The sequence below is a fragment of the Streptomyces sp. NPDC026377 genome (assembly GCF_055567715.1).
Genome location: NZ_JBVHPV010000005.1, coordinates 194,015 through 206,071 on the forward strand (window position 1 = coordinate 194,015; position 12,057 = coordinate 206,071).

Below are 12,057 nucleotides of genomic sequence, written 5' to 3' on the forward strand. Positions count from 1 at the left end.
GGTGCGGGTGCGGGAAGCAGGTCGTGGATGCGTCTGCGGACCGTCTGTGGCTGATCGCGCAGTTCCCCGCGCCCCTGGCCACCTGAGGGGCGCGGGGGGCTGCCGAGTGCGGGGTGCGCGGACGCGGGTGCGGGTGCGGGAAGCAGGTCGTGGATGCGTCTGCGGACCGTCTGTGGCTGATCGCGCAGTTCCCCGCGCCCCTGGCCACCTGAGGGGCGCGGGGAACTGCGCGAGCAACCCACCACGACCCGCGGACGAAACAGCCCCTCACCCCAGCCGCACTCCGAGACGCTGCCGGTCCACCTGAGGGGCGCGGGGAACTGCGCGAGCAACCCCCACCGGGCGCGCAGGCGAAAGACAACCCTTGAGGGCCAGCAACCCACCACGACCCGCAGAGAAAGCCCGAGCCGCCAACGGGCCCCGGGCGCACCTCAGCGCGGGGACAACGGCAAGACCCCAACCCCGGCGCGCCGAACCGCCACAGACCCGTAATCCGTACGAAGACGCAACCACGGCCCCGCCCCCAGCAGAGCCACCTCACCGCCGGACCCGGCCGCACCGGACCCGGCCGCCCCGGCCCGCAGAAACCCCAGGGACTGCGCCGCATGCACCACCCGCAACGGCACCCCCGTCTCCCCCAGCGTCCGCGACCAGATCTCCCGCCCGATCCGCTCCCGCTCGGCCCGCGTACGCGACTCCTGCGGCAGCGCCTCGTCCCGCACCCGGAACTCCGCCACCGCCGCCCCGACCGCGCGCCGCATCTCCTCGACCGAGGGCAGCCCGGGCAGCCGTCGCCAGCCGCCGCGCGGCGGCAGTACGCCCGCCCACGGCGGCCCGGTCACGGCGGCCGGAACGACCACCGCCGACGCGGGCTCGTCGAGCGCTTCGAGGAGCTCCCCCGCCGACACGGTGACATCGAGCTCCACCATCGCGTCCAGCCGCACCGTACGAATCGCCAGCACCTCGAACGCCGGCGGGCGCCCGAACACCGCCAGCGCTCCGCCCCCGGCCTGCAGCCGCACGGCCGCCGCCCGGTCATAGTGGATCAGCCGGGCCAGGAAGGCGGCGAGATCCGCCACCTCCCCGGCGTCGGCGAAGCCCAGCTTCACGGTCATGCCGCGGCCCGCTCCGGCCCCGCGGACTTCCCCGCGCCGCCGCCCGCGCGGGCCGGCTCCTCGACGTACTCCTGGAGGAACGCCTTCTCCTCCGCGGAGATCCGCCGCGGCCGCCCCGCCGCCAGGTCGTACGGCACCACGACCGTGGACGCCCGCACATACACCTGCTCGGGGTCCTTGATCTCGTACGCGATCGTCAGCGACGCCGCGCCGATCTTCGTGACCCACGACTCGACGGTCACCGGCTCGTGGCGGTGCACCAGCGGCCGTACGTAGTCGATCTCGTGCCGGGCCACCACGGACCCGCCCGAGAACGACGGCGAGCCGTCCCCCGGCGCCAGCCGGAACATGAAGTCGATCCGGGCCTCCTCCAGATAGCGGAGGAAGACCACGTTGTTGACGTGCCCGAAGGCGTCCATGTCCGACCAGCGGAGCGGGCAGCTGTAGATGTGGCGAGCCAAGAAGATCAGCCCCGGGTGAGCTTCTTGTAGGTGGCGCGGTGCGGACGCGCCGCGTCGGCCCCGAGCCGCTCGATCTTGTTCTTCTCGTACGACTCGAAGTTGCCCTCGAACCAGTACCACTTCGAGTCGCCCTCGTACGCCAGGATGTGCGTCGCCACCCGGTCCAGGAACCAGCGGTCGTGGGAGATCACGACAGCGGCACCCGGGAACTCCAGGAGCGCGTTCTCCAGCGAGGAGAGCGTCTCGACGTCGAGGTCGTTGGTGGGCTCGTCGAGGAGCAGCAGGTTGCCGCCCTCCTTGAGCGTCAGCGCCAGGTTGAGGCGGTTGCGCTCACCGCCGGAGAGCACCCCGGCCGGCTTCTGCTGGTCCGGGCCCTTGAAGCCGAACGCGCTGACGTACGCGCGCGAGGGCATCTCGACCTGGCCGACGTTGATGTAGTCGAGCTCGTCCGACACCACGGCCCAGAGGGTCTTCTTGGGGTCGATGTTGGCGCGGCTCTGGTCGACGTACGAGATCTTGACCGTCTCGCCGACCCGGATGGAGCCCGTGTCGGGGGTCTCCAGGCCCTGGAGCATCTTGAACAGCGTGGTCTTGCCCGCGCCGTTCGGACCGATGACGCCCACGATGCCGTTGCGCGGCAGCGTGAAGGACAGGTCGTCGATGAGGACCTTGTCGCCGAAGGCCTTGGAGAGGTTCTCCACCTCGACGACGATCGAGCCCAGACGCGGGCCCGGCGGGATCTGGATCTCCTCGAAGTCCAGCTTCCGCATCTTGTCGGCCTCGGCCGCCATCTCCTCGTAACGGGCGAGGCGCGCCTTGGACTTGGTCTGCCGGCCCTTGGCGTTGGAGCGGACCCACTCCAGCTCTTCCTTGAGCCGCTTGGCGCGCTTCTCGTCCTTGCGGCCCTCGACCTTGAGGCGGGCCGCCTTCTTGTCCAGGTACGTGGAGTAGTTGCCCTCGTACGGGATCGCGCGGCCGCGGTCCAGCTCCAGGATCCACTCGGCGACGTTGTTCAGGAAGTACCGGTCGTGGGTGACGGCGACCACGGCGCCCGCGTACTTCGAGAGGTGCTGCTCCAGCCAGTTCACCGACTCGGCGTCGAGGTGGTTGGTGGGCTCGTCGAGGAGGAGCAGGTCGGGCGCCTCGATCAGCAGCTTGCAGAGCGCCACCCGGCGCTTCTCGCCACCGGAGAGGTTGACCACGGGCCAGTCGCCGGGCGGGCAGCCCAGCGCGTCCATGGCCTGCTCCAGCTGGGCGTCGAGGTCCCAGGCGTTGGCGTGGTCGAGGTCCTCCTGGAGCTTGCCCATCTCCTCGAGGAGCGCGTCCGAGTAGTCGGTCGCCATGAGCTCGGCGACCTCGTTGAAGCGCTTGAGCTTGCCCATGATCTCGGCGGCGCCGTCCTGCACGTTCTCCAGGACCGTCTTCGACTCGTCCAGCTGCGGCTCCTGCATGAGGATGCCGACGCTGTAGCCCGGCGACAGGAACGCGTCGCCGTTGGAGGGCTGCTCAAGGCCCGCCATGATCTTGAGAACGGTGGACTTACCGGCACCGTTGGGACCGACCACACCGATCTTCGCGCCGGGCAGGAAGCTCAGCGTGACGTCGTCAAGGATCACCTTGTCGCCGTGCGCCTTGCGCGTCTTGCGCATGGTGTAGATGTACTCAGCCAAGAGAAACCGTCCGGCAGTGTGAATCGGGCTGTGGGCAGATACACCCCATCTTGCCGTACCGCCACCCCCTGGCGGAAACGGGTACTTCTCCAGGGACGCCAGTGGCCCCGGTGCGCCTGCGCTCACCGGGGCCACTGTCACGAGGTGGTCACTCCGAGTCCACGGGTCCGTGGCTCGGAGCCGCTGGGTCAGTGCCCGGCGGTCCCGGCCTTCTTGCGGCGGAGGAAGAACACCGCGCCGCCGCCTATGACGACCAGGGCGACAGCGACGCCCGCGATCATCGGCGTGGAGCTGGAGGAGCCCGTCTCGGCGAGGTCACCACCGGTGGTGGAGCCGCCGGAGGAGGAGCCCCCCGACGAGGTGCCGCCCGCGGAGGCGGGGCTGGGCTGCGACGACGGCTTGGTGGGGCTCGGGGTGCCGGCGGTCTTGCAGTCCAGGACGCCCTTGAACTCCTGCTTGAAGCCGTTCGGCCCGGTGATCACGAAGTCGTAGGCCTGGTCCTCGGCGACCGGCACCGTGATGGTCTTCGACTTGCCGGCCTCGATCGTGTACGACATGCCGGCGAGCTTGAAGGTGAACGCCTCGTCGCCCTTGTTGGTCGCCGTGACGTCCACGCCGCCCTTGGCGCAGTTCTTCGCGGCCGTCAGGGCCGGAATGGCGCCCTGCTTGGCCCAGGTCGCCTTGGCGACGGCGGTCACCGTGGAGACGCTGGAGCCGGCGAGGATCTGCGTCTGGCTCTTGGACTCACTGGCGAACGCGCGGCCGACCGGCACCTGGGTGGTGGCCTGGACGGTCAGCGAGCCGGAGCCCGGCTGGGCGCCCACGGGCACGTCGAAGTAGAGCTGGGTGCCGTTCTTGGCGACCGCGGCGGCCTTGCCGCCCTTGTCGAGGACCTTGACGCCCGCGGCCTTGAGCTCCTCGGACGGGGTCACCGTGACCTTGTCGGCGTTGGTGTGGACGGTCACCGGGCCGATCTTGGAGCCCGCCTTGCCGGAGACGGCCGCGTTGTCGAGCGTCAGGGACGCCTTGGGCTCGGCGACGTTCTTCGCGGACTTGGTCAGCCAGTCCGCCAGCTCCTTGGCCTGCGGGTCCACCGCGTCGACCTTGGCGTGGTCGGAGTAGCGCCAGATGGCGACCTGCGTCGCCGCGGCGGCCGTGCCATTGGTGAGCTGACCCTTGAGGCCGGCCGACTTGGCGAGCGCCGTCAGGTCGTTCACCTGCGGGTACGAGTGCTCGAGGATCCAGCGGATCTTGCCCGCGTCGGGGTTGCCGCTCAGCGAGGTGCCGCTCCAGGGGGTCTCCTGGTACTTCGCGGCGGGCTGGGTCGGGTTGTGGATGTCGATGCAGTACGTACGCAGGGTGCCGCCGCCGTCGACGACCATCTGGAAGAGGCCGGCCGAGACCGGGCGGTCATCGCCCTGCTGGTGGATGACGGCCTTGCCGGAGGCGTCCGGGTCCAGGCCCTTGATGGTGGCGACCGCGCCGCCCTGGTGCTGCTGACCGGGCGTGTCGGCGACCGCCGTGCCCGCCCCGGTTATGGCGCCGCCGGCGACCAGACCCGAGACGGTGACGGCGGCAGCGAGGCGTGCCAGGCCGCGCTTGCGTACAGGCTTGGGTACAGAAAGCCCGTGAACGACTGAAAACACAGAATTCCCCTTCGGGCGAGGAGCTTTCGCGTACGTGCGCGTGGGGGAAGTCCCTCGCCTGCTGACTCAAGTGCCCCGTGAGTAACGGAAATCCTATGGAGATCAGGCCGCCTGATCCCCTGTCATGCGATCAGATAACCATTCCGAATCGGAATCGTTATCGCCGCTACCCGTCCCCACCTGGGGTTATCGACAAATCTCCTGTGCGGAAACGGACTTTCAGGGCGCCGCGACGGCCGCCCCGGAAGACTTCACGGAACCCTTCCCACGCCTCCCACCTGGGCTTTCCCCACCCGCCCCGGCGTTCACCCCCTCCACCCCGTCACCCCCAGCGACCACTTCCGCACCGCCCGTTCCCGTCCAGGCCGGAGAGGCCGTGGAAACCGGTTGCGGACCCGGTTTCCATGTCCGCACGCCCCCCGAACCGGCTTCCCCCGCAGGGTCCTTGGGCGGCTCGGTCAGCGCCGGGTCCGCTTTCACCACGCGCCGGAAGGCGGATGTCCCGCGCGTCAGATCGTGGCCCACCGCGACCGCCTCGACATCCGCCGAGAACCGGCGCTGACCGTCCAGATCCTCGTCACGCACCCGCAACCTGCCGTGCACCACCAGCGGTTCGCCCACAGCGACCGAACTCGCCAGATTCAGGCCCAGCGTCCGCCAGGCCCAGACCGTGTAGAAGCTGGAGTGCCCGTCCACCCAGGCGTTCTTCTGCCGGTCGAACCGGCGCGGGGTCACCGCGAGCCGGAACCGGGCCACCCCGCCCGTCGCCGTCTCCCGGTACTCCACCCGCGTCGCGGCGTTTCCCACCAGTGTCACCAGCGTGTCGTTCATCCCCACCACTCCCCCGTGCTGCCTGCCGTGCGCGCCCATCACGCACACGGCGTCCCCGCCGCGACTCCGTCCGGCCCAGCCGGCCGATCGAACCCTTGCGCTGTCGATGACCATGCTGGACCGGACGGAGGACCTTGTGCCGGGGGCTGTGGACAACCCGGCGATTGTGGAAAACGTCGTCACTCGTACGGGGGTTGTGCGGGGCGCGGTCGTCAGGTCGCCCCCGTCAGGTCCCCCACTCGGTCCTCCCGTCCGGGCCACCCGTCAGTCACGACACCCCCACCCGCACTCCCGCCCCGGCCCCGGTCCCCCCGCGAACCGCCACGTACTGCTCGCGCACCTCGCGGTAACGCATCAGCTCCGCCGCGATCGGGTCCAGTACCTTCGCCCGGCCGCACCCGGCCGCCGCCTCCCGCAACCGCCGCTCGGCCTCCTGCCCGTAGCGCCGTCCCGGTCCGCGTGCCGCGACCCCGCAGGCCCACTCGACCAGCGGGCCCCCGACGATCCCGGACAGCATCACCAGCGCGGGCACCAGCAACCCCGGGGGGAACACCCCCACGATCTGCCCCGCGAGCCACAGGCCGCCCACGATCTGCACCAGCGTCATGGCCGCCTGCACCACGACCGCCGCGGGCCACCACGGGGGCCTGGGCGAGGTGCCGCGTTCCAGCTCCGCCCGTACCGCCAACTCGTCCAGTGCCTCCGGCAGGCCCTCGGCGCCGCGCACCGCAGCCTCCCGTACTGCCTGGGCCCAGGGGGTGGGCAGGCCGGTGGCCGCCTCCTCCGCGACGAGGCGTACGGCCTGCTCGACCCGCTGGCGGGCCGTCACCTCCTCCTCCGGAGGAGGAGCGGGCTGCGGGGACTCCCTGCCGGGGACGCGCATCCTCTCGTACCAGCGCCAGAGCCGCAGCCAGGGAGTGCCGCAGGCGCGGCCCGCGTTGCGCCGCCACTCCCGTTCGGCGGCCTCCCCCGCGGCGGCGGCGCCCACGGCCGCCGCGAGGCGGTCGGTGAACGCCTCGCGGGCCCGCTCGTCGAGCCCCGTACGGCCGTCCGCGACGTACACCGGACGCAGTTCGGCGGCGGCGGCGTCCAGGTCGGCCGAGACCCGGCGTTCCGGGGCGCCGCGTTCCTGCACGAAACGGCTGAGCAGGTCGCGCAGTTCACCGACCCCCTGGCCGGTGAGGGCGGAGAGGGAGATGACGGTGGCGCCGGGTTCGCCGTGCTCGCCGAGTGCCATGCCGTCCTCGTCGAGGAGGCGGCGCAGATCGTCGAGCACCTGGTCGGCGGCGTCGCCGGGGAGCCGGTCGACCTGGTTCAGTACGACGAAGGTCACCTCGGCGTGCCCGGCCAGGGGCCGTAGGTACCGCTCGTGGAGGACGGCGTCCGCGTACTTCTCCGGGTCCACGACCCAGACGACGGCGTCGACGAGCGCAAGGACGCGGTCGGCCTGGCGGCGGTGTTCGACGACCGCCGAGTCGAGGTCGGGCAGATCGACGAGGACCAGTCCCTGGAGGGCCTCGGCGTGCGGGTCGGTGGGCAGCGGTCGGCGCCGCAGCCTGCCCGGCAGACCGAGCCGGTCCAGCAGGCCGGCCGCGCCGTCGGTCCAACTGCACGCGATGGGCGCGGCGGTGGTGGGGCGGCGCAGCCCGGTCTCGGAGATGTGCGTACCGGCGAGGGCGTTGAACAGGGTCGACTTGCCACTGCCGGTGGCTCCGGCGATGGCGACGACCGTGTGCCGCGCGGACAGCCGCTGCCGTGCGGCGGCCTCGTCGAGTACGCGGCCCGCCTCGGCCAGCGTCTTCCCGTCGAGCCGCGTGCGCGAGAGCCCCACGAGCTCCCGCAGGGCCTCCAGCCGTCCGCGCAGCTCGGCTCCGTAGGGCCCGCCGATGGGCACGTACGCCTCGACCGGCTCGGGTTCCTCGACGGGAACCTCGTCCTCGGCCGCTTCGTTGACCCGTCGAGCGATCAGCCCGTCGTCCCAGCCGAGCTCGGCCTCGGCGGCGAGGGCGGCCTGTGCCGCGTGAGCGGCCTGCGTGGAGTCGGCGCGGGCGCGGCGGTACGGGAGGCGACTCGGCCGGGGCGGTACGGCCGCGGGCGCGGGTGAGGTCGCCGCACGGCCGGCGGCCGGGGTCGCGGTCTTCGGGGGGGATGCGGGACGCGGGGGTGTCTTGACGCGGGAGCTTGGGGCCTCTCGGGTGAGGCGGCGGCTCCGGGAGGCGGCGGCGGGTGGGGTCTTGGGGGTGCTGGCGGTGGTGGCGGTGATGGCTGTACCGGCGGTGCTGGCTGTCGACATGTCGACTTCTGTCGTTTTGGGCCCGGGCGTGTCGGATTTGGGGGTGGCGGGCTTGAAAGTGAGGGACTTGAACATGACGGGCCTGGACACGATCGGCGGGGAGGTGACCGGGCGGGACGTGGCTGACCTGGGCTTCTGAGGCTCGGGCGCGAGGGGCTTGGGCGCCTCGGGCTTCGCCTCGACGGGCCTGGAGGCCTCCGACTTGGAGGTGCTCGGCTTGGAGGTGCTCGGCTTGGAGGTGCTCGGCTTGGAGGTGCTCGGCTTGGAGGCGTCGGGACGGGGCGGGGCGGGCTTGGCCGCGTCCGGCCTGGCACCAACCGGCTTGGGATGACCGGGTCGGGGCCTGACCGGTTCGGGCGTGTCCTGCTTGGGCTGGCCCCGCTCGGGCGCGACGGGCCCGGACTTGTCAGGCTTGGCGGCGCCCGACTTGGACGCATCGGGCCCGGCGGCGCCCGGCTTGGGCAGTTCGGTTTGGGGCGTGACCGACTTGGGCTGGTCCTGCTCGGGCGAGCCCGGCTCGGACTTGTCGGGCTTGATCCCGACCGGATGGGAAGCCCCAGACTGGGGCGCGCCCGGCTCGGACGGGTCCTGCTTGAGCTGGTCCTGCTCGGGCAAGACCGGCTCGGGCTTGTCCAGCTTGGCGGCGCCCAGCTTGGGAGCCTCAAGTTGGGGCGTGACCGGCCTGGGCGGGTCCTGTTTGAGCTGGTCCTGCTCGGGCGAGCCCGGCTCGGGCTTGTCGGCGCCCGGCTTGGACACCTCGGGCTTGGCACCAGCCCGCTTGGACGCCTCCGGCTGGGGCGTGCCCGACTTGGGTTGATCCTGCTTGGGCGCCCCCTGCTCGGGCTCGTCGGACTTGGCCACGCCCACCTTGTCCGCATCGGGCCGGGCCGCGCCCAGCCTTGAAGCCGCGGGCTTGGCCGTGACCGGCTCGGCGGTCTCCTTCTTGGCCGCGACTCGCCTGAACTTGTCCGTCACGGACCCGCCCGACTCGGACTTGTCCGTCGCGGACCCGCCCGACTCGGACGTGTTGGTCACGGACCCGCCCGGCTCGGGCCTGTCGGCATCGGGGTCGGCCGGCTTGGGGCTGTCGGGCCCAGGAGTGCCCGGCTTCGCCGCGTCGCCCTTGGGTCCAGCGCCGCCGGACGCGGCACCTCCGGATGTGTCTGCCTCGGGCGTGCCGGCTTCGTCGGAGACGAGCTTCTGCCCCGGCGCCACGGCAGGAGCCCCCTTGGCCGCCGTGCTCCCATCCGGCTCCGACCTGCGGGAAGGCGGTCGTTCGGCCCACGGACGGTCGAAGCCGAGCCACCCGGAGGTGGGCCGGACGGTCTCCAGTCCGCCGCTCGGCGACCTTCCGGGGATCCGTACCTCCACCGTCACGGACGGAACCGGCGCCACGGGGGCAGGCCCCTCCCCGGAACCGTCGGCGGACGGCCGCTCACCCTCCTTCGCACATGCTGAAGATGCCGCAGATCCGTCTGACCCCTCCGCCCCCTCAGAGTCCGCAGAAGCCACAGAGTCCACCGAAGCGGAAGCCCCGGCACCCGTCCCCGCCTCGCCCCCACCTCGCAGCTCCTCCGAATCCGGCCTCGGATCCGGCCCCGAATCCGGCCTCGGATCCGGCCCCCCGGACTCGGGCTTGTCGCCCCCCGGGCGGTCCGTCAGAGCGGTCACCCCGCTCACCTCTCCTTCTGCAGTAGGGACAGCGCGGCGATCAGCCCGGCCTGGGGCTCCGGGGTCACCCGGAGCGCGTCCAGCGGGGCGAGCCTGCGGTCGCGTTCGGCGTTCAGGACGCGGTCGATGTACGAGGTGACGAGCTTTCCGCCCTGGTCGCGCAGGCGCAGCGCGCGCTTGGCGCCGATGCGTTCGGCCAGCCGTTCCCCGGCCCTGCGGGCACGGCGTCCACCGAGGAGCGAGGCCGCCAGCAGGGCCGCCACGGCCTCGGCGGAGGGGGCGACGGCCCGGTCCATCTCCCGTACCTCCTCCTCGGCCAGCTCCTCCAGGACCCGCCGCCAGCGCCGTACGGCGAGCCCGATGCGGTCGGCGGCCTCCCGGTCCCGTACGCCCCGGGCCAGCTCGGCGGCGGCCGGTTCGCGGCCCCATGCCTCGCGCACCCGTTCGTCGGCGGCGGCGGCCGCGCAGCCGAGCAGTTCGGTGAGGCTCTCGCAGAGCGCTTCGAGGAGCTCGACGGAGGTGGCGTCCCGGGGGTACGCGCGCCAGCGGGTCAGCGCGTCTCCGGCGAGCACGCCCCCCGCCTGGAGCCTGCGCCGCACCCGCGCCCCTTCCCGCTCGTACGCCTCCTCCACCGCGCTCGTCATCCGTACGGCGGCGGCGTACTGGGCGGCGACGGCGGAGGCGAGTTCGGGCATACGGGCGTTGAGCGAGTCGATGACCCCGACGGCGGTACGGAAGACGGCCTGCTGGCGGGCGGCCGGGTCCTGGGCCCGGTGGGCGAGCCACTGACCGAGCGGGGCGACGGCGGTGGCCGGCAGCAATCCGCTTCCGCCCCCGGCCGATTCGGGCAGCTCGGGAATGGTGAAGCGGGGCACGTCACCGAGCCCCGCCTTGGTCAGAAGCGCCGCGTACTGCCGGGACACCTCGCCGATGACCTGGTGCGGCACCCGGTCGAGGACGGTGATCAGCATGGCGTCGTACTCCTTGGCCGTCCGCAGCAGGTGCCACGGCACGGCGTCCGCGTACCGCGAGGCGGTCGTGACCATCACCCAGATGTCGGCGGCGCAGATCAGCTGGGCGGCGAGCAGACGGTTGCTGACGATCAGTGAGTCGATGTCGGGCGCGTCGAGCAGGGCGAGCCCGACGGGCAGGTTCCGCGAGGTCTCGATACGGAGCGAGTTCTCCGCGTCGTTGCCCCCGATGCCCTCGTCGATGTCCGCCTCGTCGTTCTGCTGGGGCAGCCAGACACGGGTGAGCTGGGGCAGGACGCGGATCTCGGTGAACCAGTGGTGGTCGTCGGGGTGGCAGACGAGTACGGGGGTGCGGGTCGTCGGCCGCAGCACACCGGCCTCGCTGACCCGTCGCCCCACAAGGGAGTTGACGAGGGTGGACTTTCCGGCGCCGGTGGAGCCGCCGACTACGGCGAGCAGCGGCGCCTCGGGATCTCTGAGCCGGGGCAGCAGATAGTCGTCGAGCTGTGCCAGCAGTTCGCCCCGGGTCTGCCGTGCGCGCGCCGCCGCCGGAAGAGGCAGCGGAAGACGCACGGCGGCGACCCTGTCGCGCAGGGCGGAGAGTGCGTCGATCAGCTGAGGCCGTACGTCCAAGGTCACCACATGCGAAGAATGCCCAATTTTGGCGGCTTTTTGAAGCGTATGGAAGCTTTCGCGCGCCGATCGGACACATGGGACAGACGGGAGGAGTGGGACGCAGGCATAACGAGTGCACAACACCCGGCCCCGCGAGCGTCAAAACCGCTGCATGTTCCGCGCTCGCCTGCGATTATCGGTTCGCTTCACCGAACCTCCACATCGTGCCACGCAGGTGAAGCAACCGGGGCGAGGCGAGAGGAGCCCTATCCTTGTCCCCGGCAAGGTCACGGCCCGGAGCCGAGCTCCGGATCGCAGCCTTGTCCGCCCGGGGGCTCCAGGCCATCCGGCCCCCGTAGCTCAGTGGATAGAGCAGGCGCCTTCTAAGCGCTTGGCCGCAGGTTCGAGTCCTGCCGGGGGCGCCACCGCCCGTGCCGCGTCCGGCCCTCCCCTTCGGGAGGGCCTTTTTGCTGGTCAGGGGGACCATAGCGAGTCGGCCGTAGCGAGCGTGTAAAACGTCTCCCCGCGCGTCCGGCGCAGCGGGGCCAAGCGCTGTTCCGTCCCGGCCCCCAAGGGCGCGGGAGGGCCCGGCGAGTACGCCGTGAGGGGTGAATTCTCCCGTTCGCGTAACCCGTCCGGGTCCTTCCGTTCGGCCATCCGCGCGGGCGGGCCGCTTCGTGGGGCCGGCCGGAGGGCGGGTGACAGGGGGGCGGGCGCCGGCGCGGCGGCGGGCGTCAGTGGGCCGCAAGGGCCCCGCCCCGACCCCACCCCCGGCCCCCGCCCC

Annotated in this window: 6 protein-coding genes, 1 tRNA gene and 1 pseudogene; 1 reads left to right on the forward strand and 7 read right to left on the reverse strand. The window is 72.1% G+C overall.

Translation table 11 applies throughout. The features are described 5' to 3' along the window. Window positions 1-431: 431 nt before the first annotated feature. From ACZ4MU_RS13375 to ACZ4MU_RS13405, 7 genes and pseudogenes are all read right to left on the reverse strand, one after another. The gene (locus ACZ4MU_RS13375; protein ID WP_467874997.1) at window positions 432-1,115 is read right to left on the reverse strand and encodes a DUF8010 domain-containing protein; all 684 of its coding nucleotides are present in this window, start codon (window positions 1,113-1,115) and stop codon (window positions 432-434) included. Next, window positions 1,112-1,576, reverse strand: a complete 465-nt coding sequence (locus tag ACZ4MU_RS13380) for an acyl-CoA thioesterase (RefSeq protein ID WP_467874999.1) — start codon at window positions 1,574-1,576, stop codon at window positions 1,112-1,114. Before ACZ4MU_RS13380 ends, ACZ4MU_RS13375 begins: the two co-directional genes overlap by 4 nt. Window positions 1,577-1,581: 5 nt before the next feature. Beyond that, complete coding sequence (gene ettA, locus ACZ4MU_RS13385) at window positions 1,582-3,246, reverse strand: energy-dependent translational throttle protein EttA (protein WP_467875001.1); 1,665 nt, start codon at window positions 3,244-3,246, stop codon at window positions 1,582-1,584. A 188-nt stretch (window positions 3,247-3,434) separates the two neighbouring features. Further along, a complete protein-coding gene (locus ACZ4MU_RS13390; protein WP_467875004.1) occupies window positions 3,435-4,892 on the reverse strand; it encodes an LAETG motif-containing sortase-dependent surface protein in 1,458 nt (485 codons plus the stop codon). A 444-nt stretch (window positions 4,893-5,336) separates the two neighbouring features. After that, window positions 5,337-5,723, reverse strand: a pseudogene (locus ACZ4MU_RS13395) (single-stranded DNA-binding protein); the annotation flags it as partial. A gap of 268 nt (window positions 5,724-5,991) precedes the next feature. Then, window positions 5,992-8,091: a YfjP family GTPase gene (locus ACZ4MU_RS13400; protein WP_467875517.1), complete on the reverse strand. Its 2,100-nt coding sequence runs from the start codon at window positions 8,089-8,091 to the stop codon at window positions 5,992-5,994. Window positions 8,092-9,692: 1,601 nt separating this feature from the next. Next, entirely contained in the window at window positions 9,693-11,291 is a 1,599-nt protein-coding gene (locus ACZ4MU_RS13405) for a dynamin family protein (protein WP_467875006.1), read from the reverse strand. Window positions 11,292-11,622: 331 nt separating this feature from the next. On the opposite strand from ACZ4MU_RS13405, the gene ACZ4MU_RS13410 reads away from it, so the two are divergent. Next, a tRNA-Arg gene (locus ACZ4MU_RS13410) sits at window positions 11,623-11,698 on the forward strand. The last annotated feature ends 359 nt before the right edge of the window (window positions 11,699-12,057 follow it).

Coding starts and splice junctions, on each gene's coding strand:
- ACZ4MU_RS13400 (WP_467875517.1), bottom strand. CDS start 8,091: ATGTTCAAGTCCCTCACTTTCAAGCCCGCCACCCCCAAATCCGACACG.
- ACZ4MU_RS13375 (WP_467874997.1), bottom strand. CDS start 1,115: ATGACCGTGAAGCTGGGCTTCGCCGACGCCGGGGAGGTGGCGGATCTC.